Here is a 24,758-nt window from a genome sequence, read left to right as displayed (position 1 = left end):
CGGTCAATAGGCGATGGCGGCGCTGCGCCGCAGTTCATCTGCGGTGGCGGTGCCGAAGCCGAAGAACTCCAGATACGCGGGAATCATCTCGAACAGCATGTCGGTGCCGACCTGGACGTCGCAACCCTTGTCGAGCGCGGCACGCAGCAGCGGCGTGTATTCGGACTTCATGACGACTTCGCCGACAAAGCAGCTCGGCGCGATGCGGGCCACATCGAAGGGCAGCGGATCGTCTTCCTTCATGCCGACCGGCGTGGCGTTGACGACCACATCGAAGCCGTCCGGATCATTCGAGCCGGTGCGCACCACCAGCGCGGGGTAATGCTCGCGCAAACGTCGGCCCAGCGATTCGGCTGATTCTGCGCGCGTGTCGTACAAGGCAAGCTCGCCGACACCCGCAGCCGCGAGCGAAGCCGCAATCGCCGAGCCGACACCACCGGCCCCCGAAAGCAGTACACGCGCGCCTTCCAGCTGACGCCCCTTGCGCTGCACGCCGCGCACGAAGCCGGCGCCGTCGAACTGGTCGCCCAGCAACGTGCCGTCGTCGCGCTTGAGCACAGCATTGCAGGCGCCGGCAATCCGCACGGCCGGCGTGACTTCATCGACCAGATCCACCGTCGTCACCTTGTGCGGCATGGTGATCAGCGCGCCGCGCAGGTTGGTGAAACGGCAGATCGATTCGAAGCTCTGCGCGTAGTCCTCCGCCTTGACCCCCATCGGCACCACAACGGCGTCGATGCCTTTCTGGTCGAACCAGGGGTTGTAAATCATCGGCGACTTGAACGTCTCGGTCGGGTAGCCGATGTGGGCGATGAGCGTGGTTTTTCCAGAAATCATGGTTCAGGGAAGGCGTGTTTCAGGCGACGAGGGCTCCGGCCCGTTGGCGGGCGTATTCTGCCTTGTCGACGGGTTGGGCGGCGGGCTGGCCCAGGTCATCCATGTGGATGCGGTAGGTCTCGCGTGCGCTCATGGCGGCTGCGGCGGCAACCACGGTCACGCCAAAGGCAATGGCGCCCACGGTCAGCCAGATGTTGGTGGAACCCGGCGGCGCGACGGCGGTAAAGATGGCCGGCAGCATGGCGGTGATGGCAGTGCCGATGTTCTGCGAAATCGCCATCGCCGACACACGGGTGCGCGTTGGGAACAGCTCCGGATAGAAGCTGGGGAACACCGCGTTATAGCCCTGGTACACCACGCCCCACATCAGAATCGACATGGCAAATGCGAGCGGCACGTTCTTGATGCTGATGGCGTACAGATAGGCAAACGCGAGCAGGCCGGCGAGCAGCGAACCGATCACGATGGGCGGCTTGCGGCCGACGCGGTCGGACAGATCGCCAACATACGGAATGATCAGCACGGCAACGATGTTGCCCACCACCGGAATCCAGAGGTAGATGTCTTTGGCGAAACCGATGCCGTAAGCCGGCTGCACCGCATAGGCCGCGCCGAAGATGGTCGCTACCACGGGAATGACGTTCATCAGGGCCATGCAGACCACGCGCAGCATGTTGGGCGTGCTGTGTTTGAAGGCGTCGATCACCGGCGAACGCGGGCGCGCCTGCTGCTCTTTTTCTGCCGTGAAGGCGGGCGTCTCATGCACCTCGCGGCGGATCACGTAGCCCGCGATGATGACCACGAAACTCAGCAGGAACGGAATGCGCCAGCCCCAGGTGTTGAACTGCTCGGCGGGCATGTAGTGCGCCAGCGGCAGGAACACGGCGGCCGCCAGGATCTGCCCGGCCTGCACGCCCTGCAGCGTAAAGCTCGCAAAGAACCCGCGCCGGCCAAACGGTGCATGCTCCAGGATCATCGAGCTGGCCCCGGAAATTTCACCGGCCACGGCAAAGCCCTGGATCAGCCGCATGATGACCAGAAGCGTGGGCGCCCACAGCCCAACCTGGTCGTAGGTCGGCAGCAGGCCCACGGCAATGGTCGAAAAACCCATCAGGAACATGCACCAGAGCAGCACGTTCTTGCGGCCGTGCGTGTCGCCCATGTGGCCCAGCACGAATGCGCCAATGGGCCGCGCGATGTAACCCACGCCGTACGTGGCCAGCGAGGCGATGATGGCCGTCTTGGGGTCGCCCTTGGGGAAGAAAATCTGCGGAAAAATCAGCGCCGCTGCGGTGGCGTAGATGAAGAAGTCGTAGTACTCGAGCGCCGAGCCGATCCAGCCGCTGGCGGCGGCTTTCTTCGACTGGTGCTTGCCCAGGGGCTCGTGGGCAGGGGCTGCGGTCATGGTTGTCTCCGGTTTTATCTGTGCGGCCTGTCGTGCAGTGGGTGCAATCAAGGGCCGTCTGTACACGCACCGCAGCGTAGTCCGCCGCCATGGCGGGGCACAAGCGACTGTCGGCTGAAAACGTTCGATAATCGCACAATATGGTGCGAATAACGCACGACTCAAGGGTTTCTCCGAGTTCGTCGGCCTGCCAGAGAAAGGGCGTTGTATGCGCGGGGCGCGTGTGGAACTACAGCACGCGCATGATGGAAAGCGCGGTGTCCTGCAGCACTTGCAGCACACGGTGCAAGGCCTGCTCGGAGGTCTCGTCGCCGACTTGCATGTTCACGCTCAACGCTGCAATCACGTTGCCGTGCCGGTCGCGCAACGGCACGGCCACGCCGCGTACGCCAATCTGCAACTGCTGCTCGACCACGGCGTAGTCCTGCCTGCCGGCTTTGCGAATTTCGTCGAATAGACGGTCCCGCTGCAGGATCGTGTAGGGCGTATAGGGCGTCAGCACACAGGTTTCCAGCCATGCCTTGACCTTCTGTTCGGGCTGCGCGGCCAGCATCATCACCCCGGCCGAGGCGAGCGGCGCCGGCACGCGCGCGCCCAGCACGAACCCTGTGCTCATGACGCGGCTGGTGCTGGTGCGCGAGATGAAGACGAGTTCCCAGTCGTCCAGCACGCTGAGGTACGCCACCTCGCCAACGGCAGCGGTCACCTGCTGCAGGAAAGGCTGCACGGTTCGTGGCAGCCGGGCCGAATCAAAGTACGACCAGCCCACCTTCAGCACGCGCGGTGTCAGGCTGAAGAGCGTCCCTTCGCTGGTGAGGTAGCCCAGATGCTCGAGCGTCAGCAGGTAGCGGCGCGCGGCGGTGCGGGTCAGGCCCGTCAGCTCGGCGGCCTGGGTGGGCGTCAGCCGCGGGTGCTCGTGATCGAACGCCTCCAGGATTGCGAGCCCTTTCTCCAATCCGGCGATCCAGTCGCGCCGGTTCAGCGGTTCCTTCGTCATGGCGATAACCCTAAAAACGAGCGATATGTGCGCACGATTGTACGATGATCGCACGCTGTTGCGCGAATGCCGCTTGTGAGCGGAAGGGCTCGGCACCTACGCTGCGGGCATTGCCAGACGCCCGACCCACGCATCGCCATGAATCCGCCCCGCGCAGCGCGCCATCCCAAATGCATCGCCACTGTGTGCCTGTCCGGCACGCTGCCTGAAAAACTGGAAGCGGCAGCCGCTGCCGGCTTTGACGGCATCGAGATGTTCGAGAACGATCTGCTGAACTTCGACGGGTCGCCGGCGCGCGTGCGGCAGATGGCGGCGGAGCTTGGGCTGGCGATCATGCTGTACCAGCCGTTCCGCGATTTCGAAGCCATGCCGCGTGAGTTCCTTGCCCGCAACCTTGCGCGTGCGGAACGCAAGTTCGACGTCATGGCCGAGCTGGGCGTCGAGATGGTGCTGGTCTGCAGCAACATCCAGGACATCGCCATGGACGATCCCGCGCGTGCGGCGGACGATCTGCGCCAGATGGCGGAAGCGGCCGCCCGGCGCGGGCTGCGCGTGGGTTACGAAGCGCTGGCCTGGGCCCGGCACACGCGGACTTGGCGCCAGGCCTGGCAGATCGTGAAGCAGGCCGATCATCCGGCGCTGGGGCTGATTCTCGACAGTTTTCACACGCTCTCGCTGGGCGACTCGCTGGAGGGCCTCAACGAGGTGCCGGCGGACAAGCTCTTTTTCGTGCAGTTTGCGGATGCCCCGAAGTTGTCGATGGACGTGCTGTCCTGGAGCCGACATCACCGCAATTTCCCGGGGCAGGGCGAGCTGGCGGTCACGGCATTTGCACGCGACCTGCTTGCCGCGGGCTATACCGGGCCGCTGTCGCTGGAAGTCTTCAATGACGAGTTTCGTGCGGCGCCTGCGCGCTTGACGGCGCTCGACGGCATGCGCTCGCTGCGGTGGCTGGAGTCCGAGGCCGGCGGTGCGCCATTGCCGGCCCCCGCTCGTTTTGGCGGCGTGGATTTCCTCGAGTTTGCTGTGGACGCCGCTGCCGGGCGGGAGCTTGAAACGCGGCTGCGTGCGCTCGGTTTTACCCTTGCGGGGCACCATCGCTCCAAGGCTGTCGACCTGTATCGGCAAGGCGGCGTCAACGTCATCCTGAATATGGAGCAGGACAGCGCGGCGTCGGAACATTTCGAGTTGCACGGGCCGTCTGTCTGCGCGATCGGCCTGAAGGTGGACGACGCCGAGCGCGCCATGACACGTGCGCGCGAGTTGTGCGCCCAGGAATGGCGCGGGCCGGTCGGGCCGAGGGAGCGCAGCATTCCGGCGCTGCGCGCCCCGGACGGCACGTTGCTTTATTTGATCGACGACCGCCAGGCCGATCGCAGCATCTACGAGAGCGATTTTGTCTTGCTGCCGCAGGTGCAGGACGAGGCAGCAGGGTGGGCATCGATCGACCACGTTGCCCAGGCGCTGCCGGCGCATCGGCTCGACAGCTTCGTGCTGTTCTACCGCGCCATCTTCGGCATGCAGGCTGAAGCGATGCAAGAGATTGCCGACCCGTACGGCCTTGTGAAGAGCCGCGCCATGGTGAGCCCCGATCGCAACGTGCGGATTCCGCTGAGCGTGTCGGAAAGCGGGCGTACGGCCACCGGCCGGTTCATTGCCGCCTACGCGGGCTCGGGCGTGCATCACATTGCCTTCCGCACCGAGCGGCTGTTCGAGACCATTGAAGCCATCGACCGCGGTGCCGCCCACCTGCAGCACGTGCCTGAGAACTATTACGACGACATCGCTGCCCGGCTCGGGCTCGACGATGCACTGGTCACGCGGCTGCACGACGACGGCCTGCTCTACGACCGCGACCCGCACGGCGATTTCCTGCACACCTACACCGAACCGTTTCGCGAGCGCTTCTTCTTCGAGCTGGTCCAGCGCAACGGCTACCTGGGCTACGGCGCCGCAAACGCCGCCGTGCGCATGGCGGTGCAGGCGCAACTGAGCCGCGAACACGCCAACGCGGGCGGCTGAACTCACACCGTTCATCCATCGATTGACCCATCACCCGCCAATGGCCAGTGCAGTCATGGGCGATTTCAACGCAGCAAAGGCAGCGCGGGCAGCCATCGCACATCCACGCCCGTCATATCGAAAAAAGGAGACAAGGGAGCCATGAACAAGACCATGATTGCCGCACTGGTGCTCGGAGCCACGAGCCTGCCGGCCGCGGCGCAAAGCGCGGGCGGTGTCACGCTCTACGGGCTGATCGACACCACGATCCGCTACAGCACGCACGAAAACGCGGCAGGCAACAGCAATCTGCAAATGATGGACGGCGTGCTGACCGGCAGCCGCTGGGGCCTGCGCGGCACTGAAGACCTGGGCGGCGGTACCAAGGCCATGTTCATCCTGGAATCGGGCTTCTTCCCCGATACGGGCGGCAGCCAGCAGGGCGGGCGTCTGTTTGGGCGCACCGCGGTGGTGGGCCTGGAGGGCGACTACGGCAAGCTGTACCTGGGCCGCCAATACACGCTGGCGCATGAAGTGCTGTCTTCGTATGAGGCGATGGCGTTCGCCAATAACTCCATCGTCGGCTATCAAGGCGGCAACTACACCGGCCTGCGCTACGACAACACGGTCAAATACATCAAGTCGTTCGGGGGTCTGCAGCTTGCCGGCGCATGGACGTTTGGCGAAGCAGCCGGCAGCTTCAGCAAGAGTTCGGCCGGCGCCGGCTCAATTGTCTACAGCATGGGGGCGGCTGAAGTGGGCGCGGTGTACCAGGTCACGCGCGATGTGTCGTCGGCGTTCTTCGGGGCGGTGCCGGCCGCGCAGGCCAGCAAGCAGACGGTCTGGGGTTTTGGCGGCAAACTCGATACGTCGATTGCCACGTGGTACCTCGGCTATACGAACAGCCGTCTCGACGTGGCCGACTACAAGAACCAGGCCGCCTATGTTGGTGCAAAGGTGCCGATCTCCGGCGCACTGAGCTTCATCGGCACCGTGCAGTACGACTGGATGAAACATCTTGATGCCAGCGGCAAGCGCCTGACCACCGCCGGCATGCTCGACTACGCCTTCAGCAAGCGCACCGATGTCTACGCCGAAGTGGACTACACTCGCCTGCAGGGCGCCTGGGTTGCCCTGAACAGCGCGGCCGCATTCAACAATTCGGGCAACACGTATGGCAACAACTCGCGGTTGGGCGTGATGCTGGGTGTGCGGCACAAGTTCTGATCGCTTGGTTCATTCCCGCAATGAAAAAAAGCCCGCCAGTGTTCCGGCGGGCTTTTTCGTTTGCTGCGATCAATGCAGCGGACAATCTCGCGCGATCACGTCGCCCACCATGGCAGCGGTGGCGCCAGACAGCGTCCAGCCCAGATGCCCGTGGCCCGTGTTGTAGAACACGCGCGCGTGCCGCCCACGGCCGACGCGCGGCATCATGTCCGGCATCATCGGGCGCAAGCCGGCCCATGGCACCACACGCGACGTGCCAATCGCAAAGTTGCGGCGCGTCCATGCCACCAGCGGTTCGATGCGGTCGGCGCGGATGTCGCGGTTGTAGCCATTGAACTCTGCCGTACCGGCCACGCGGAAGCGGCCTGCGCCCAGGCGGCTTGTCACGATCTTCGCGCTCTCGTCCAACAGGCTGACCCACGGTGCGCCTTGCACGCTGGCGTCGTCGTCCAGGTGGACCGTGATCGAATAGCCCTTGACCGGATACACGTTGATGCGATCGCCCACCAGTTGTGCGATATGCCGGCTGCCCACGCCCGCGCACACGACCATCGCATCGGCGGCAAGATCCTGTACGACATTCGCCGCACTGCTGGAAAGGCGGTCATCGAGGGTGGTTTGCAACAGCAGGCGGACGCCGCTTTCGGTGGTTTCCACATCGCTCACCTCCACGCCGTGCATGAACCGCACGCCGCGCTTCTCACACGCCTGCGCCAGGCCGCGCGTGAACTTGTGGATGTCGCCCGTGGCGTCGGATGCGGTGAAGTAGCCGCCGTAGTAGTTGCCGCGCAGCGTTGGCTCAATGGCGGCAATCTCCTCGGGGCTCACCGCGTGGCGCTCAAGCCCGCCGGCGACGAGCAGGGCGTTGGCCTTGCCTGCTGCCGCAAAGCTGGCCTTGTCGTGATAGACGTGCAGGATGCCGCGCTTCTGCAGGTCGAAATCGATCTGCTCCCGTTCGGCCATCGCAAACAGATGCTTGCGTGCCTCGATGGCCATGCGTGTGGTTTCGATGGTGTTGCGCCGGTAGTGCGCGATGTTGGCGACGAACTCGCCGATCCACGCGTATTTGTGCCACGACGGCTTGGGGTTGAGCAGCAGCGGGGCGTCGTTGCGCAGCATCCATTTAATGCCTTTGAGCAGCGTGCCGGTGCTGTTCCAGACTTCAGCGTTGCTGGCGGAAAGCTGGCCGCCGTTGGCGAACGAGGTTTCCATGGCCGGATACAGGTGGCGGTCGAGCACCGTGACCTGGTAGCCGAGTTGCGAGAGCGTGTAAGCGGTAGTGACGCCGGATATGCCGGCGCCGACGATGACGATGTGCGTCATGGCGGTCCCTATGGAGTGATGTCATGACCGGACGATCCGGTCGGCTCACCCCATCTGTCTTGGGACCTGAGAGCTTGGGCATCAGCAGCGCTGGCGCCTTCCCCTTCGGTGGGCGCACGCGTGTGCGCCTCTCTCCAGATTCGCAGTCGACGCCACAGTCCTTTTGCCTGAGAGTTTCCGGGGTGGTTGCTCCATCGGCGCCGGGCGTTGCGCGTATGCGCGTTGAGCCCGGTCTCTCCTGCGGCGTGTTGCAGCTGTCGTTGGTGTGTCAGCCGCGCCTGCGTGCTGCCGGTGTGGGCAGCGGGGGGAGTGTGTCACGGGCTGTGACGTTCGGCAAGTCGGGCTGTACCCGGGGCAACCGCAGGAACGGCCGGGGTGTCGTCCTTCAGGTCCACGCCGCTGCGGCCCAACGCCAACGCGCCATTGAGCAGGAACACCAGCCGGCTTGCTGCCCGGTCATAGGTCAGGCCTGCCGGCCGCACATTCGAGATGCAATTGCGCTCCGCATCGGAGCGGCCGACGCGCGGCCCGTAGGTCAGGTAAATGCCTAGGCTGTCAGGCGAACTCAGCCCCGGCCGCTCACCGATCAGCATCACCACTTGCCGCGCATCAAGTAGCGCACCGATCTCATCCCCCAGCGCAACGCGCGATTGTTCAGCGATGACGACGGGCCCGATGGACCAGCCGGCCGGCAGACGCTCACGCACGCTGCACAGCAGCGGCACGGCATGGCTCTGGGCTGCCAATGCGGAGAGCCCATCGGCAATCACGAAAACCACGTCGAAGGGTTGTGCTGGCCGCAACGCGCCGAGTCTTGCGCGGCTGGCATCGTCAAGACGGCGGCCCAGGTCGGGACGGCGCAGATATTCCGCGCGATCGGCAGCCGCGCTGTGCGCCTTCACCGCTGTGAAGCCCGCTTCCCCAAGTGCGGCCGCCACTGCTGCGCTATCGAGCGGGAGGTGCACGGCATCGCGCGCCTGGGCATGCGCCACGCCGAATGCCAGCACGGCGTCGGTCGTCTGGCTGTTGCCGGCGCGGCCCAGCGCGATACGGGCATCGGTAAAGGCGCGCAGGTGCGCCCACGGATTGGGCTGAACGAGGGTGTGTTTCGGCATGTTTGGCTTCCCCACGGCGTTCACAATGCGTGAGCCAACTGCAGCAGCGGTTGCCGCGCCGTGGCGTCTTGCAGGCGGCCGGCCGCATCGACGATGCCCATGCTTTGCAGCCACGCCTCGAACTCCGGTGCGGGCCGCAGGCCCAGCGTGTCGCGCAAGTAGAGCGCGTCATGAAACGACGTGCTCTGGTAGTTCAGCATGATGTCGTCGGCGCCCGGCACGCCCATGATGAAATGGATGCCGGCCACGCCAAACAGCGTCAGCAACGTATCCATGTCGTCCTGGTCTGCCTCTGCGTGGTTGGTGTAGCAGACGTCGCAGCCCATCGGCAGGCCCATCAGCTTGCCGCAGAAGTGGTCTTCCAATCCGGCGCGGATGATCTGCTTGCCGTCGTAGAGATACTCCGGCCCTATAAAGCCGACGACCGTATTCACCAGCAAGGGCGAGAACGCCCGCGCTACGGCATAGGCCCGCGCTTCCATCGTTTGCTGATCCACGCCGTGGTGGGCATTGGCCGACAGCGCACTGCCCTGACCGGTCTCGAAATACATCACGTTGTTGCCGACCGTGCCGCGCGAGAGGCTTTGCGCTGCGTCATGCGCTTCGCCCAGCAATGCGAGGCTGATGCCGAACCCCGCATTGGCTTGCTCGCTGCCGGCCACCGACTGGAACACCAAGTCGACCGGGGCGCCCTGGTCAATGGCGCGTATGGTGTTCGTCACGTGGGTCAGCACGCACGACTGCGTGGGAATGGCGTAGCGGTTGCGCAGCTCATCCACCAGTTGCAGCAGCGAAACGATGGCGCCGAGATTGTCGCCGGCGGGGTTGATGCCGATGGTCGCGTCGCCGCAGCCGTAGAGCAGGCCATCGATGATCGACGCAGCAATGCCTTTGGGATCATCCGTGGGGTGATTGGGCTGCAGCCGGACTGACAACCGGCCCGGCAAACCGATGGTGTTGCGAAAGCGCGTGACCACCCGGCACTTGCGGGCCACGGCGACCAGATCCTGGTTGCGCATCAGCTTGCTGACCGCGGCGGCCATTTCCGGCGTGATGCCAGGCGCGACGCTCGCCAATGTCGCGCTGTCGGTCTCGTGCAGGAGCAGCCAGTTGCGAAATTCGCCCACGGTGAGCGAGGCGATCGGCTGGAAGGCCTGCGCGTCATGCCGATCGAGAATCAGGCGCGTGACCTCGTCGTCTTCATACGGCACCAGCGCTTCGTTCAGGAAGACCGACAGCGGCACGTCCGCCAACGCCATCCGCGCGGCCATGCGCTCGCCCTCGCTAGCGGCGGCCAGGCCGGCCAGGTAATCCCCTGAGCGCGCGGGGCTGGCTTTGGCCAGAAGCGTCTTGAGATCGTTGAACACATGGCGCTGCGCGCCAATGGTGTGGGCAAAGTGCATGATGGGGTACGCGGCAGAGTCCAATGACGGTGACGGCGATGCCTATCCTGCCACTTTAGTTGCCTTCCAAGTCATGGCGGCAATGTTCTAATACGCGCTTCCCGAACATCGATATCCCGCCCCGATGACCGCTTCCGCCACACCGTCCCGTACACATCAAGCGGGCTCTGCCATGGAAGTGCTGGCGGTCTTTCTCAAGCTGGGGCTCACGAGCTTCGGTGGCCCTGTCGCGCATATCGGCTACTTCCGCCGCGAGTTCGTGGAGCGCCGTCGTTGGCTCGACGACGCCACATTCACCGACCTGGTCGGGCTCTGCCAGTTTCTGCCGGGGCCGGCCAGCAGCCAGGTGGGGTTTTCCGTCGGCTTGCTCCGGGCCGGATGGCGCGGCGGTTTGGCGGCATGGTGCGGCTTTACGCTGCCTTCCGTCCTGTTGCTGCTGGCTTTTGCCATGCTCGCGCCAAGCCTGGGCGGCCCGGTCGGCGCAGGCCTGATCCACGGTTTGAAGCTCGTTGCCGTTGCGGTAGTGGCGCAGGCCGTGTGGGACATGGCGCGCAAGCTCTGTCCCGACTGGCAACGCGCGGGCATTGCGGTGATCAGCATTGCCGTGCTTGGTGCGTTGACGACCGTCTACGCGCAACTGGTCGTGATTGCGCTGGGCGCCGTGCTGGGGCTGTTGCTGTGCCGATCGGCCCGTCCGGCGCCGGCTGGCTTGAAGGCAGGGCAGGGCGGCGCATTCCGCGTGTCTCACTTGGCCAGCATCGCGAGCCTCGTGCTGTTTTGCGCGCTGCTGTTCGGGCTCCCGGTTGCCGCGGACCTTTATCCGTGGATGCCCGCGAAGGTGTTCGATGCGTTCTATCGTTCGGGCGCGTTGGTTTTCGGGGGTGGTCATGTCGTGCTTCCGCTGCTGGAGCAGCAGACGGTCGCAACCGGTTGGGTCGCGTCGAACGATTTTCTGGCCGGCTACGGTGCCGCGCAGGCCGTGCCCGGGCCGCTATTCACCTTTGCTGCTTTCCTCGGTTGGACGATCGCACCGGGGCTCAATCACTGGGCTGGCGCCGCGCTCGCCACGGTGGGTATTTTTCTGCCGGGCCTGCTGTTGGTCGTCGCGGCATTGCCTTATTGGCAGGCATTGCGCGCGCGCCCGTCCATGGCAGCGCTGCTGGCGGGTGTGAATGCGGCCGTGGTGGGATTGCTGGCGTTTGCCCTTTATACGCCGGTCTGGACGAGCGCCGTGCGGTCATGGCGCGATGTTGCCGTCGCGGTGATCGGGTTCCTGCTGCTGACACGATGGAAAACGCCACCGCTGATCGTGGTGGCGTTGTGTGCGGCGGCGGGTGTTGCCGCTGCCATGCTGGGTTGAGTCGCACGCGGCGCAGGGCAGAGCGTCACTCCTCCATCAGCCGGACCCTGACCTTCTTGCCCTTCACCGTGCCGGCGTTGAGCTTGCGCAGCGCGTCGCGTGCGATGCCGCGCTCGACCGCGACGTAGGTCGAGAATTCCGTCACGTTGATCTTGCCGATCTGGTCGCCGCGAAAGCCAGCATCGCCGGTCAAGGCGCCGAGCACATCGCCGGGGCGGATCTTCTCCTTGCGCCCGCCCAGAATCTGCAGCGTTTCCATAGGCGGCAACAAAGGCGCATCGTTGCCGGTATCAAGCTCGTCGAGCTTGTGCCATTCGACCTCGCGGCCCATCGCCTCTTCGATATTGCCGACGCGCCCCATCTCGTCCATGCTGGCGAGGCTCAGCGCCCAGCCGTTCTCATCGGCGCGGCCTGTGCGGCCAATCCGATGCACATGCACTTCGGGATCGGGCGTCACGTCAACGTTGATCACCGCTTCAAGCTGGGCGATATCGAGCCCTCGCGCGGCAACGTCGGTCGCAACCAGCACCGAGCAACTGCGGTTCGCAAACTGGATCAATACCTGGTCGCGTTCGCGCTGCTCGAGTTCGCCATGCAGCGCAAGCGCGTGAATGCCCTGCGCGCGCAACACGTCGAGCAGGTCGCGGCATTGCTGCTTCGTGTTGCAGAACGCGAGCGTGCTGACGGGCCGATAGTGCTTGAGCAGCAGCCCGACCGCATGCAGCCGCTGGCTGTCGGCTACCTCGTAAAAGCGCTGGCGAATTTTGCTGTCGTCGTGGCGCTCTTGGAGTTTTACTTCTTTCGGGTTGCGCAGAATCCGCTGGCTCAGCTTCGCAATGCCTTCCGGGTACGTTGCCGAGAACAGCAGCGTTTGCCGGTCGGTCGGGCATTGGCGCACGACCGTCGCAATGTCATCGAAGAAGCCCATGTCGAGCATGCGGTCGGCTTCGTCCAGCACGAGCGTCTTCAGCGCACCGAGCGCGAGATTGCCGCGCTCCAGATGGTCCATGATGCGGCCCGGCGTGCCGACGATGACGTGCGCGCCGTGCTCCAAGCTTGCCGCCTGCGGGCGCATCGGTGTGCCGCCGCACAGCGTCAGCACCTTCACGTTTTCTTCGGCGCGCGCCAGGCGACGCACCTCCTGCGCAACCTGGTCGGCAAGCTCGCGCGTAGGGCACAGCACCATCGCCTGCACGTCGAAGCTGCGCGCGTCGAGCCGTGCAAGCAGGGCCAGCGCAAACGCTGCGGTTTTGCCGCTGCCCGTTTTTGCCTGCGCGATCAGGTCGTGACCGGCAAGAGCGATCGGCAGGCTTGCGGCCTGGATCGGCGTCATGTCGGTGTAGCCAAGCTGCGCAAGGTTGGCGAGCACGGCAGGGGGAAGCGCCAGGGTGCTGAAAGGCGCGGCGGTCGGTTCGATGGTCATGTCGTTGCGTTGGATCACTTGAGCGGCTTGCCTTCGATTTGCTTGTAGATGACCCGGCCGTCTTTGGTTTCGACGCGTTTGAGATAGTTGCGCGCGCCGCATAGCGCACAGCGGAAGAGCGGCCCTTGGCCCTCGTCTTTGATGACGACGTCGGAAAGCTGCCACTGCGTGCCGCAGCTCTGGTTGATGCAAGTGAACACGGTTTTCTCTAAATGGAGGTGTCGTTGTGCCTCAGCGCGAGGCAAGGGGAATCGGGCCGTAAGTGCGCCGATGCCAACCTGAATGCAAGAAGTGAATGAGACGCTGGCGCCGGTTGTACCACGGAAACGCCCCGCCTTGGGGCAAGTAGCGGCTCCGTCTCATCTGAACGGGATGTGGCAGGTCGATTTCTACTGCGCTGGCTTGCGGACGCCGCCCTGCGGGGCGGAAGCTGCTGCATAGAAGTTGTCGAGGCCTTCGATCTCGGCAGCGGTCAGGCGGCGGGCAAACGCACGCATGACGCCGTCGTCGTCGTTGGCGCGCGTGCCGGAGCGAAACGCATTGAGCTGCGCAGCGACCATGCCCTTGGGTTGCCCCGTCAGCGGCGGCAAGACGGGGCCGCCGCCGCGTCCGGAGGCGCCGTGGCAGTCTGCGCAGGCGGGCAGGGCACGCGCGTTGTCGCCGGACCAATGCAGGCTCGCGGCGGCCCCATCCGTGGGCAACGCTGCGGTGGCCGGCCGTGCTTGCGTCGCGTAGTACCGCGCGACTGCGGTGATATCGCTGTCCGACAACTCGCGCGCGACCGGTTGCATGACGGACGATTGCCGCGCGCCACTGCGGTAGTCGAGCAGTTGCTTGACGATGTACTCGGCCGGCAATCCCTCCAGTGCAGGAAACGGTTGCGGCGCCACGGACTTCGCACCGTGGCAGATTGCGCATGCGGGCGGCACGGCGCCACTGCCCTGCGTGACAAGGACCCGCCCACGCGCAGGGTCTTCTTGCGGCGCCTTTGCCAGCAGGGCGGACCACGCTGTCGGCTTGGGGATGAAATCGGTGGCGCGCCTGACCGCCGTCCCGGCTTCCGCCACGTTGCCTGGCGGTTTCGCACGGTTTTCCGCCTGGCTTGGTCTGCGGAATGACGGGATGCCCCGATCCGACAACATGTCATAAAAGACGGCGCCGATCGGCAACGCAATGCCGAGCAACGGCAGCAGCCATAAAACGACCGGCAGGCGGCGCGAGGGCGGGCGGTCTTCGGTCATACCAGCCCCTTCCCCGGGGATTTCAGATAGCGCGCGTTGATGGCGTCGGCAATCCAGTACGCGGTGGCACCGACCGTACCGGTGGGGTTGTAGTTGGAGTTTTGCGGGAAGAGGCTGGCCCCCGTCACGAACACGTTCGGCACATCCCAACATTGCCCGAAGCGGTTGACGACACTGGTGGCCGGATCGTCGCCGATCGCGGCGCCTCCGGTGAGGTGTGTCGACTGATAGCTCGTCGCCGTGTATGGCCGCTTGCGGGGGCCAGGCTCGGTTGCCACCACACCTTGCATGGCCTTGCCGATGGCGTTTCCACGGTCGGTGAGGAAGGCCGACATGCGGATGTCGTTGTCAGGAAAGTCGTAGGTGATGCGCAGCAACGGCAGGCCGTAGACGTCGCGGTACGTCGGGTCCAGGTCGAGATAGCCGCCGCGCGTCGGCATGGCCGAGCCGGTGATCGTGATCGAGGCGGAATGGTTGTAATAGCGCTTCACGGCACGCTTCCAGGCGCTGCCCCACTGCGGGGTGCCGTGCGGTGTCGGGTGGTATCCGATGGGCGCGCCGCTTACCACCTGGATCTGGATGTAGCCGCCGCCCACGAAGCCATGCGGCCCGTGGTCGAAGTTGTCGGCGCTGAAATCGTCGATCGTTACCGCCGCGGCACCGGCGCCCATGAAGGGGTTGAGCCACGTCTTCTCGTCGAAGAACAGGTTCACGCCGGACGTTGTCTGGTGCGTGTAATTGCGACCCACAACGCCCTGGCCCGTGGCGGCGTCGTAAGGCTTGCCGATGCCGGATAGAAGCAGCAGCCGCACGTTCTGAACGCTGAACGCGCACAGCACCACCATCTCTGCGGGCTGAAAGAACTGCTGGCCCGTCGCGTCGACATAGGTCACGCCCCGCGCATGCTTGCGCGCTTCGTCCAGCTCGACCTTCAGCACGTGGGCGTTCGTGCGCAGCTCAAACGTGTTGAGCTTGAGCGCGGCCGGCAGCACGCAGATTTGCGGGGACGCCTTCGCAAAATGTTCGCACCCAAAGTTGGAGCAAAAGCCGCAATACACGCATGCATTCATCGGCAGCCCCTCGGTGTTCACGTAGGGGCGCGTGCACAGCGCAGAGGGCTGGATATAGGGGTGGTATCCCATTGATGCTGCAGCCGTGCCAAACAATGCCGATGCAAACGGCACCTTCATCGGCGGATTCGGATATGGGCGCGAGCGCCACGGCTCGAAGGGGTTGCCACCCGGCTGCAACTGCCCCTTCAGGTTGCCGGCAAAACCCGACGCACCGATCAGGTAGTCGAAGCGGTCGTAATACGGTTCCAGCTCGTCGTAGGTGAGGGGCCAGTCCTGGGCGGTGAGGTTGGCGTCGAAGATGCGATCGCCATAGCGCTGGCGATAGTGGCTGCGCAGCTTGAGGTCGGTTGGGTCGAATCGGTAATAGGCGCCGGACCAGTGGTTGCCGGCGCCGCCCAGATGCGTGGCCGGATAGGCGAACTGCCAGCGGCGCATCGGCAAGGCCACCTGGTCGCTGCGGTTGCGGAAGGTGAAGGTCTCGGTCGACGTGTCCTGGTGCAGCGCATGCCGGCGCGTGTATTTCAGTTCGTCGTGGATTGCCGGCGCCTGGAAATCGGGTGACGGCCAGCGGGGCTGCCCACGCTCCATCACCACCACACGCGAGCCATGGGCCGCCAACTCCTTGCCGATGATGGCGCCGGTCCAGCCGCCGCCGATGATGACGGCATCCACGGGAGGCAATGTCTTCATTCGCCGCCTCCGTTGCCGGTACCCGTGCGGCTGCGGCACACCTCGTTGCTTGCCAGCGCCATGAACGCAATCGGTTGTGCCTCCGAGCGCGGTGGTGCTGACGCCATGTCGTGCGGGTGTGCCGTGGCAATCGAAACAGGTGCGCGCGTGTAGGGCTGGTTGTGGCGCTCGATGTCATTGGCAAAACTGGCCATCGCACCCGGAAAACCGACGAGCTTCCAGCCCACCATGTCGCGATTGCCGCCGTAGAGCGGGTCGGAGAAATAGCCCTCGACAGCGCCGTCCAACAGCATCTGGAAGAACACCGCGCTTGGCACGGCGTCCATCTCAAGCTTGCCGGCTTCAGCGTCGCTGAGCACCGCATCCTGCGTTGCTGCATCGAGCTGGGCGAATCGCTTTCCGCCATAACGGTTTGCACAGACGCGGTCCAATGCCGCCAGCCCGAGGCGGTAGCATTCCGCCGGTGTCAGCGCCAGCTGATAGCCCTGTTCCGGTGTGCCTGTCTGGAAGGGGCCATGGCGATAGAAGTTCGCGCCGTTGCCGAAACTGCCCGCCAGTTGTCGATCCAGAAACACCGTGACGCCAGCCTCTTTCGCACCGGGTCCGAGTTCGTCTGCCGGAATCAGCCGTGCAACGATCGCATCGACGGCCGCTTTTTCATCGGCATTGAAGAAAAGACTGACGGGTTCGGGTGCGCTTGCGCCTGCGGCGGCCGTGGGATGCGGCGCGCTCGTCATTCCAGGCGGGGGCGCCGATGTGCGCGCCGGCGGGCTTTGCGCCACGGCAAATACGGTGGTCGAGGCAGGCAGCGTCATCCCCAGGGCCTTGAGCAAACGGCGTCGGGCCGGCTTGAAGTCGTCGTGCATAGGACACTCCGTGTCTGGGGGCTTCGCGGTGGAGACGCAGCGCAAAAGCGCGCAGAAGAGCAAGCCGGGCAGCAAGAATCGTGACTGCGGGCCGAAGCCGGTGGCATGTCCGCTGCTTTCCAACACGGAAGACGACGGAGGCTCAGCATGGAACGCGTGAGGACAGTGCAGATGAACGCGGCAGCAGGGCTGCTGTTTCTGTTCGGACTGGGAAGCGGCTTGTCGTTCGCCCAGCCAGCCCAGACGCATTCGACGTCGCCGGATGGACGAGCCGTGGTCCAACGGAAGGCGACCAGGAATGTGCCTCGGCGTCCCGGTGCACAGGCTGCATCCGCGCCGAAAGCGTCTACCTCCGATGCCGCCGCTACGGCTGCAGGATCGCGAGGCTCCGGCGGCAGCGATGGGTTGCCGGGAACCGGTGCTGCCGCAGGTTCGGGCGGGTCGGCTGATATGCGGGGGGAGCCTGTGCGTCGGTAGCGACTGCAGCTATCAGGCCTTGGGGAGCCTGCGAGAGGGCGGGCAACGGCTCCCGTTTGTCTCGAAGATCGAGGGCACAGATGTCGTTTCTGTGAAACCACCTAGAGTCGGCCCTCTTGTCCCGGTTTGAGGTGCGTCAAGTCCGGGCCTTAGCCCCTGGCATCTAATGGATTGCATATTTCGCAATCGTTTGACGCCCCGACCATGCGCACCGCCCCCGTGCCGTCTCCGCCGACTGCAGAGCAGATCGACCTACCGTTTCACGCTGCGCTTGCCCGCGCCTCCAATTCGCTGTCGCTTGCATCGATGCAACTGGCGTTGCTCGACTGGGCGCTGCATCTGGCCGCCTCTCCCGGCAAGCAGCTGGATCTGTACCGCTTGGCGCTGACGCAAGCCCAACAACTCGAGGGTTACATCCGAGACTGCATGGCGGCCGGCCCTCAGAACGCGTGTCTTTGCGTCCAGCCGCCGGCCCGCGACCGCCGTTTCTCTGCCGACGAATGGCGCTTGTGGCCGTTCAACCTGCTGCATCAGGCTTTTCTGTTGACAGAACAATTGTGGGAGGCGGCCACGCGCGGCGTGTGGGGTGTCGCCAAGCATCACGAGGACGTGGTCGCCTTTGCTGCGCGACAGTGGCTCGACATGATGTCGCCGGGCAACCAATTGGCGACCAACCCGATTGTCCTGCGCCGGACCTTCGAGCAACACGGTGCCAATCTCGTGCGCGGCGCGCTCAATGCGCTTGACGATCTGGAGCGCTCCATGAGCGGCGCACCCGCTGCCGGTACCGAACGCTTTATGGTGGGCCGCGACGTGGCCATCACGCCCGGCAAGGTGGTCTTGCGCAACCGCCTGATCGAGCTGATCCAGTACACGCCAGCCACAAGCAAGGTCCAGGCCGTGCCCATCCTGATCGTGCCGGCCTGGATCATGAAGTACTACATCCTGGATCTGTCCCCGCAGAACTCGCTGATCCGCTATCTGGTCGAGCAGGGTCATACCGTGTTCTGCATCTCCTGGAAGAACCCCGACGAGGCCGATCGCGACCTTGACATGGATGACTACCTCAAGCTCGGCGTCTTTGCCGCGCTCGATGCTGTCAATGCCATCGTGCCGGGCCAGCGCGTACATGCGGCCGGCTACTGCCTCGGCGGCACGTTACTGGCCATCGCTGCGGCTGCCATGGCGCGCGATGGCGATGCGCGACTGGCTTCCATGACGCTCTTTGCCGCGCAGACAGACTTCTGCGAGCCGGGCGAACTGGGCCTGTTCATCGACGAGGCACAGGTCAGCCTGCTTGAAGCCCAGATGGAGCAGACCGGCTATCTGCGCGCCAGCCAGATGGCCGGGGCCTTCCAGATGCTGCGCTCGTACGACTTGTTGTGGTCGCGCCTCGTAGGCGAATACCTGCTCGGCGACCGCGCGCCCATGAATGACCTGATGGCCTGGAACGCCGATGCCACGCGCATGCCCGCGCGCATGCACAGCCAGTACCTGCGGCACCTGTTCCTGAACGACGACCTGAGCGAGGGCCGCTACCCTGTCAACGGCAAGCCGGTGGCGCTCAACGATATCGATTTGCCTATCTTCGTGGTGGGCACGCTGACCGACCACGTGGCGCCCTGGCGCTCCGTCTACAAGCTGCATCACCTGACCGAGGCTGAGCTGACGTTCGTGTTGACCAGCGGCGGCCATAACGCCGGCATCGTCAGCCCGCCGGCCAACTCGCATCGACGGTTCCAGATGCAGACACGCCATGCAGGCGAGACATCGGCGGCGCCGGATGACTGGCTGGCCTCGGCACCCGCCACAGACGGCTCTTGGTGGCCGGCGTGGCATGCATGGCTCGTTGCACATGCATCGGGCTCCGCAGTGGTGAAGCCGCCGAAGATGGGCGTTCCAGGATCGCTGCCATTGGCCGACGCGCCCGGCACCTACGTGCTGGAGAAATAGATGCGTGTGGAGAAACAACGCCTGCAAGACGGCAGGTACGCAGGCACGCGCACGGCGGCGATGGCGGCCGCCGCAGTGCTGACCCTGTCGGCTTGCATCTCGATGGCGCCGCCTTACGAGGCGCCCGCGTTGCCTGTAGCCCAGCACTACGACACCGACGACGGCAAGGACGGCCTGTCGGCCGCCGCCACGGGCTGGCGGGCGTACTTTTCGGACACGCGCCTGCAGGCCCTGATCGCCCAAGCGCTGGAGAACAACCGTGACTTGCGCACTGCCGTGCTGCGCGTGGAAGAGGCGCGTGCCGCGTTCGGCGTCCAGCGCTCGGAGTCTTTTCCGCACCTCGACGCGCAGGCCGGCATCAGCCGCGTGAGCATTCCGGCGGACGTCAGCCCATTCGGCATGCCGCTGCGCGCCACCCAGTACCAGGTGGGGGCCGGTATTTCGAGCTGGGAGATCGATTTCTGGGGGCGCGTGCGCAACCTCAACGACGCCGCACTGGAGAACTACGTAGCGTCCGACGCAGCGCGCCGCGCAGTTGCGCTTGGGTTGATCGCACAGGTGGCCGACAGCTACCTGGTCCTGCGCGAACTGGACGAGCGCTTCGCGCTGGCGCAGCAGACCGTCGATAGCCGCACCGAGACCCTGCGCATCTTTTCGCGCCGGGTGGCGGTCGGGGCGACTTCACGGTTGAACCAAACGCAGGTCGAGACACTACTGACCCAGGCGCAGGCGCTGCTGACGCAACTGCGGCAGGCGCGCGACGTTCAGGCGCATGGCCTCGCCGTGCTTGTCGGCAAGCCCCTCAACCTGCCACCGGTTGCCGAGCCGCTTGACGAACGCCACATGCTGGCCGAGCTGCGCGCCGGTCTGCCTTCCGATCTGCTGACGCAGCGCCCGGACATTGCAGCTGCGGAGCACCGGCTGCGGGCCGCGCACGCCAGCATCGGCGCGGCACGGGCGGCGTTCTTTCCCCGCGTCGCGCTGACGGGCGCTTACGGCACCGTCGGCCCCGAACTGGGCAATCTGTTCGCACCGGGCACACGCGCCTGGGTGTTTGCCCCGAGCATCAGCCTGCCGCTGTTTGAAGGTGGGAAGCTGCGCAGCAATCTCGACCTGGCAGAGGCCCGCCGAGATCTGGCCGTGGCCGCCTACGAAAAGACCGTGCAGGTCGCATTCCGGGACGTGTCCGACGCGCTCTCCGCACGCAGGTGGTTGGCCGAACAGCTCGACATTGCACAGGCCGCGTTGGCAGCGCAGACCGAACGGGCGCGGTTGTCGCAACTCCGTTTCGACGCTGGAGCATCAACGTTCCTGGAGGTGCTCGACGCCCAGCGCGATCTGCTGGCTGCGCAGCAGCAGCTGGTGCAACTGCGCCGGGCGCTTCTCTCCTGCCGCGTTGGCCTGTATGCGGCACTGGGCGGGGGCACGCAGGCCGTCGAATCCGCAACCGATCCGCAACCCCATCCTCTGAGCCTGACGCCGGCACCGCGCGTATCGGGCCGAACAACACCATGACGACGACTCCCCAACAACGATGGATTGCGCTGCTGGCGGCCGCCCTGGTGGTAGCCGGAGCGGCGTTCGCGTGGAAGGCTTTAAGGCAAGAGGGGCCCGGCAAGGGCTTTGTGAGCGGCAACGGCCGCATCGAAGCCACCGAAATCGACGTGGCAACCAAGCTCCCCGGCCGCGTGCAGGACATCCTGGTGGACGAGGGCGACTTCGTGATGGCAGGGCAGCCGCTTGCGCACATGCAAGTGCAGACGCTCGAGGCTCAGCGCGACGAGGCTCTCGCGCGGCAGCAGCAATCGGTCTCTGCCGTGGCGAGCGCACAGGCGCAGGTGGCCGTGCGAGAAGCCGATAGGCAAGCGGCTCTCGCGCAAATCGCCCTGCGTGAGAGCGACCTCGACGCCGCGCAGCGCCGCCTGGCGCGTTCCGAGACGCTGTCGCACGAAGGGGCATCGTCGATGCAGGAACTGGACGACGACCGCGCCCGCGTGCGCAGCGCCAAGGCCGCGCTGGTGGCGGCCCGCGCGCAAGCTGAGGCGGCGCAGGCTGCCGTATTGGCCGCGCGTACACAGGTGGCCGGCGCCGGCGCCACCGTCAAGGCGGCAGATGCCACCGTACTGCGCATCAAGGCCGATATCGACGACAGCGCCCTGACGGCGCCGCGCGACGCCCGCGTGCAATACCGCATCGCCCAGCCCGGCGAGGTCCTGGCCGGCGGCGGGCGGCTGCTCAATCTCGTCGATCTGTCCGACGTCTACATGACCTTCTTCGTGCCGGAGACCGACGCGGGCCGCATCGCCATGGGCAGCGAGGTGCGTATCGTGCTCGACGCAGCGCCGCAATACGTGATTCCGGCGCGCGTGTCCTTTGTCGCCAGCACCGCGCAATTCACGCCCAAGACCGTGGAAACGGCCAGCGAGCGCCAGAAGCTGATGTTCCGCGTCAAGGCGCAGATCGATCGCGATCTGCTGCGCAAGCACCTGAAGCTGGTGAAGACGGGCTTGCCCGGCGTGGCGTGGCTCAAGCTCGACGCGCAAGGCGAATGGCCGGCCAGCCTGGCGATCAAGGTTCCGCAGTGACTGCCTCTGCCGACCCATGCGCCTCGCCTGACGCGCGCCCGGCGGCGCCGGTGGCCAGCCTGGCTGGCGTGCGCTTGCGCTACCGCAAGACGCTCGCGCTGGATAGCGTCACGCTCGACCTGCCCGCGGGGTGCATGGTCGGGTTGATCGGCCCGGACGGCGTTGGCAAGTCCAGCCTGTTGTCTCTGGTGGCGGGTGCCCGGGCTCTGCAGGAGGGCTCCGTCCATGTGCTGGGCAGCGACATGGCCGACCGCCGAGCGCGCGCCGCGGTCGGGCCGCGCATCGCCTACATGCCGCAAGGGTTGGGGCGCAACCTGTATCCCACGCTGTCGATCGAAGAGAACCTGCAGTTTTTCGGGCGCCTGTTCGGCCACGATGCAGCGGAGCGCCGCCGCCGCATTGATGCACTCACGGCCAGCACCGGCCTGCGGGCGTTTCTCTCACGGCCTGCAGGCAAGCTCTCGGGCGGCATGAAACAGAAGCTGGCGTTGTGCTGCGCGCTGATCCACGACCCGGATCTGCTGATCCTCGATGAACCGACCACGGGCGTCGACCCGCTTTCGCGCAGGCAGTTCTGGGACCTGATTGCCAGTATTCGCGCCGCGCGACCCGGCATGAGCGTGATCGTGGCCACCGCATACATGGAAGAGGCCGAGCGCTTCGACTGGCTGGTCGCCATGGACGCCGGGCAGGTGCTCGCCACCGGCACGCCGGCCGAGCTGCGCAGCCGCGCCGGCGCCGATTCGCTTGAGGCCGCCTTCATCGCGCTGTTGCCGCCAACGCGCCGGCAGGGCCATCAGGCCGTGGTGGTGCCACCCCTGGTGGCCGGTGCAGAAGACGATGTGGCTGTGCAGGCGAGCGGCTTGACCATGCGCTTCGGCGACTTCGTGGCCGTCGACCACGTCGACTTCCGCATCCGTCGTGGAGAGATCTTCGGTTTTCTCGGCTCCAACGGCTGCGGCAAATCGACCACCATGAAAATGCTCACCGGCCTGCTGCCTGCCAGCGAAGGGCAGGCCTGGCTGTTCGGCCATCCGGTCGACCCGAAGGACATCGACACACGCCGCCGCGTGGGCTACATGTCGCAGGCGTTCTCGCTGTATGGCGAGTTGACGGTGCGCCAGAACCTTGTCCTGCATGCGCGCCTGTTCCAGGTGCCCGATCAGGAAGTGCAGTCGCGTGTGGCTGAGATGCTGATCCGCTTCGGGCTGCAGGAGGTGGCCGACAGCCTGCCCCAGAGCGTGCCGCTGGGCATGCGGCAGCGCCTGTCACTGGCCGTGGCGATGGTGCACAAGCCCGAGCTGTTGATCCTGGACGAGCCGACCTCCGGCGTGGACCCGGTCGCCCGCGACCTGTTCTGGCGCCTGATGATCGACCTCGCGCGGCGGGACCGCGTGACCATCTTCATCTCCACGCATTTCATGAACGAGGCCGAGCGATGCGACCGCATCTCGCTCATGCATGCGGGACGTGTGCTGGTGAGCGACGCGCCCGCGGCGCTGGTGCGTGCCCGGGGTACAGAGACGCTGGAGCAAGCGTTCATCGCCTATCTCCAGGAGGCGGCTGAAGCGTCTGCGGGGGCCGCAGAGTTTGCCGCGCCGCTGCCGGAGCGCGCGGCGCCAACCCCTGCGCCTACCGGCATGTCGGCCGGGCGCCGCTTCAGTCTGGCGCGTGCGATGAGCTATTCGCTGCGTGAGGCCCTGGAACTGCGCCGTGACCGCGTGCGCGCCACGCTGGCCCTGCTGGGGACGGCCATCCTCATGTTCATCATCGGATACGGCATCAGCCTTGATGTGGAGAATCTGACCTACGCCGTGCTCGACCGCGACCAGACCGTGCTTTCACACGACTACACGCTCAACCTGGCGGGCTCGCGTTATTTCATCGAAAAACCCCCGATTCGGGACTACGCTGAGTTGGACCGCCGCATGCGCAACGGCGAGTTGTCGCTGGCGATTGAAATTCCGCCTGGCTTTGCGCGCGACGTGGAGCGCGGCACGGCCGTGCAGATTGGTGCCTGGGTGGACGGCGCCATGCCCACCCGCGCGGAAACCGTGCGCGGTTACGTGCAGGCGATCCACCAGCTCTGGCTGGCAGATGCCGCCGTGCACCGGCTGGGCGTGCGCCTTGCGGCGCCCAGCAGTGTTGAAACGCGCTATCGCTACAACCCTGACGTGAAAAGCCTGCCTGCCATGGTGCCTGCCGTGATTCCGATGCTGCTAATGATGATTCCCGCCATGCTGGCGGCGTTGTCGGTGGTGCGAGAAAAGGAACTGGGCTCCATCATCAATTTCTATGTCACCCCGGTTACGCGGGCGGAATTCGTGCTCGGCAAGCAAGCGCCGTACATTGTGCTCGCCATGCTGAACTTCTTTTTGTTGGCGCTGCTGGCGGTCACGGTGTTCGGTGTGCCGATCAAGGGCAGCTTTGCGACGCTCGCGCTGGGGGCGCTGATTTTCGTGACGTGTTCGACGGGTTTCGGGCTGTTTGCGTCGACCTTCACGCAAAGCCAGATCGCGGCCATGTTCGTCACCATGATCGGCACGATCATTCCGTGCGTGCAGTTTGCCGGACTGCTCAATCCGGTGTCGTCACTGGAAGGGGCAGGTGCCGTGATCGGGCGCGTCTATCCGGCCACGCATTTCCTGACGATCAGCCGCGGCGTGTTCAGCAAGGCACTGGATGTGGGCGCGCTGGGCAGCGCCTTCTGGCCGCTGCTGGCGGCGGTGCCATTCATTCTGGGCGCGACGTTGCTGATGCTTCGCAAGCAGGATCAGTAGGA

18 protein-coding genes and 1 riboswitch are annotated in these 24,758 nt (G+C 65.4%); of the genes, 7 read left to right on the top strand and 11 right to left on the bottom strand.

Going from position 1 to position 24,758, the window contains the following annotated elements:
- Positions 1-3: 3 nt before the first annotated feature.
- The 3 genes from ABIC76_RS00995 to ABIC76_RS00985 all read right to left on the bottom strand — a co-directional run bounded on the left by ABIC76_RS00995 (position 4) and on the right by ABIC76_RS00985 (position 3,239).
- A complete protein-coding gene (locus ABIC76_RS00995; RefSeq protein WP_027679000.1) occupies positions 4-837 on the bottom strand; it encodes a shikimate dehydrogenase family protein in 834 nt (277 codons plus the stop codon).
- Between the two features lie 19 nt (positions 838-856).
- Complete coding sequence (locus ABIC76_RS00990; protein WP_354532677.1) at positions 857-2,242, bottom strand: MFS transporter; 1,386 nt, start codon at positions 2,240-2,242, stop codon at positions 857-859.
- Between the two features lie 229 nt (positions 2,243-2,471).
- On the bottom strand, positions 2,472-3,239 hold the full coding sequence (locus ABIC76_RS00985; protein ID WP_027678998.1) for an IclR family transcriptional regulator domain-containing protein: 768 nt from the start codon (positions 3,237-3,239) through the stop codon (positions 2,472-2,474).
- Positions 3,240-3,377: 138 nt separating this feature from the next.
- On the opposite strand from ABIC76_RS00985, the gene ABIC76_RS00980 reads away from it, so the two are divergent.
- Together ABIC76_RS00980 and ABIC76_RS00975 are read left to right on the top strand one after the other, a co-directional pair.
- Positions 3,378-5,261 carry a bifunctional sugar phosphate isomerase/epimerase/4-hydroxyphenylpyruvate dioxygenase family protein gene (locus ABIC76_RS00980; RefSeq protein ID WP_354532676.1) on the top strand — a complete coding sequence of 628 codons (1,884 nt, stop codon included), beginning with the start codon at positions 3,378-3,380 and terminating at the stop codon, positions 5,259-5,261.
- 141 nt (positions 5,262-5,402) lie between these two features.
- Positions 5,403-6,467, top strand: a complete 1,065-nt coding sequence (locus ABIC76_RS00975) for a porin (protein WP_027678996.1) — start codon at positions 5,403-5,405, stop codon at positions 6,465-6,467.
- A gap of 69 nt (positions 6,468-6,536) precedes the next feature.
- Here ABIC76_RS00975 and ABIC76_RS00970 read toward each other — a convergent pair whose 3' ends face one another.
- The 3 genes from ABIC76_RS00970 to ABIC76_RS00960 all read right to left on the bottom strand — a co-directional run bounded on the left by ABIC76_RS00970 (position 6,537) and on the right by ABIC76_RS00960 (position 10,308).
- A complete protein-coding gene (locus ABIC76_RS00970; RefSeq protein ID WP_354532675.1) occupies positions 6,537-7,790 on the bottom strand; it encodes a D-amino acid dehydrogenase in 1,254 nt (417 codons plus the stop codon).
- A 145-nt stretch (positions 7,791-7,935) separates the two neighbouring features.
- Positions 7,936-8,041: riboswitch (glycine riboswitch) on the bottom strand.
- 63 nt (positions 8,042-8,104) lie between these two features.
- The gene (eutC, locus tag ABIC76_RS00965) at positions 8,105-8,905 is read right to left on the bottom strand and encodes an ethanolamine ammonia-lyase subunit EutC (protein WP_354532674.1); all 801 of its coding nucleotides are present in this window, start codon (positions 8,903-8,905) and stop codon (positions 8,105-8,107) included.
- A gap of 20 nt (positions 8,906-8,925) precedes the next feature.
- Complete coding sequence (locus ABIC76_RS00960) at positions 8,926-10,308, bottom strand: ethanolamine ammonia-lyase subunit EutB (RefSeq protein ID WP_354532673.1); 1,383 nt, start codon at positions 10,306-10,308, stop codon at positions 8,926-8,928.
- Positions 10,309-10,432: 124 nt separating this feature from the next.
- Here ABIC76_RS00960 and chrA point away from each other — a divergent pair, with 124 nt between their 5' ends.
- On the top strand, positions 10,433-11,668 hold the full coding sequence (gene chrA / locus ABIC76_RS00955; protein ID WP_354532672.1) for a chromate efflux transporter: 1,236 nt from the start codon (positions 10,433-10,435) through the stop codon (positions 11,666-11,668).
- A gap of 25 nt (positions 11,669-11,693) precedes the next feature.
- Here the strand turns inward: chrA and dbpA are convergent, their stop codons facing one another.
- The 5 genes from dbpA to ABIC76_RS00930 all read right to left on the bottom strand — a co-directional run bounded on the left by dbpA (position 11,694) and on the right by ABIC76_RS00930 (position 16,961).
- On the bottom strand, positions 11,694-13,091 hold the full coding sequence (gene dbpA / locus ABIC76_RS00950) for an ATP-dependent RNA helicase DbpA (RefSeq protein ID WP_354532671.1): 1,398 nt from the start codon (positions 13,089-13,091) through the stop codon (positions 11,694-11,696).
- A 14-nt stretch (positions 13,092-13,105) separates the two neighbouring features.
- Positions 13,106-13,291 carry a hypothetical protein gene (locus tag ABIC76_RS00945; RefSeq protein ID WP_009241699.1) on the bottom strand — a complete coding sequence of 62 codons (186 nt, stop codon included), beginning with the start codon at positions 13,289-13,291 and terminating at the stop codon, positions 13,106-13,108.
- 189 nt (positions 13,292-13,480) lie between these two features.
- Complete coding sequence (locus ABIC76_RS00940; protein ID WP_354532670.1) at positions 13,481-14,332, bottom strand: c-type cytochrome; 852 nt, start codon at positions 14,330-14,332, stop codon at positions 13,481-13,483.
- Positions 14,329-16,095, bottom strand: coding sequence for a GMC family oxidoreductase (locus tag ABIC76_RS00935; protein ID WP_354532669.1), 1,767 nt, complete (start codon positions 16,093-16,095; stop codon positions 14,329-14,331). Before ABIC76_RS00935 ends, ABIC76_RS00940 begins: the two co-directional genes overlap by 4 nt.
- Positions 16,092-16,961: a gluconate 2-dehydrogenase subunit 3 family protein gene (locus ABIC76_RS00930; RefSeq protein ID WP_354532668.1), complete on the bottom strand. Its 870-nt coding sequence runs from the start codon at positions 16,959-16,961 to the stop codon at positions 16,092-16,094. Before ABIC76_RS00930 ends, ABIC76_RS00935 begins: the two co-directional genes overlap by 4 nt.
- Positions 16,962-17,642: 681 nt before the next feature.
- On the opposite strand from ABIC76_RS00930, the gene ABIC76_RS00925 reads away from it, so the two are divergent.
- From ABIC76_RS00925 to rbbA, 4 genes are read left to right on the top strand one after another with little or no spacing between them, the layout of a single operon-like run.
- A complete protein-coding gene (locus tag ABIC76_RS00925) occupies positions 17,643-19,391 on the top strand; it encodes a PHA/PHB synthase family protein (protein WP_354532667.1) in 1,749 nt (582 codons plus the stop codon).
- Positions 19,392-20,906 carry an efflux transporter outer membrane subunit gene (locus ABIC76_RS00920; RefSeq protein ID WP_502947823.1) on the top strand — a complete coding sequence of 505 codons (1,515 nt, stop codon included), beginning with the start codon at positions 19,392-19,394 and terminating at the stop codon, positions 20,904-20,906.
- Entirely contained in the window at positions 20,903-21,976 is a 1,074-nt protein-coding gene (locus tag ABIC76_RS00915; protein ID WP_354532666.1) for an HlyD family secretion protein, read from the top strand. Before ABIC76_RS00920 ends, ABIC76_RS00915 begins: the two co-directional genes overlap by 4 nt.
- Positions 21,940-24,756, top strand: a complete 2,817-nt coding sequence (gene rbbA, locus ABIC76_RS00910) for a ribosome-associated ATPase/putative transporter RbbA (RefSeq protein ID WP_354532665.1) — start codon at positions 21,940-21,942, stop codon at positions 24,754-24,756. Before ABIC76_RS00915 ends, rbbA begins: the two co-directional genes overlap by 37 nt.
- Positions 24,757-24,758: the final 2 nt, after the last annotated feature.

Origin of the sequence: Ralstonia sp. 1138 (assembly GCF_040544795.1) — a bacterium.
In the GTDB taxonomy this organism is placed as follows: Bacteria; Pseudomonadota; Gammaproteobacteria; order Burkholderiales; family Burkholderiaceae; genus Ralstonia; species Ralstonia flatus.
Note: the sequence above shows the minus strand (reverse complement) of the source record. Positions and strands in the feature narration are given on the sequence as shown.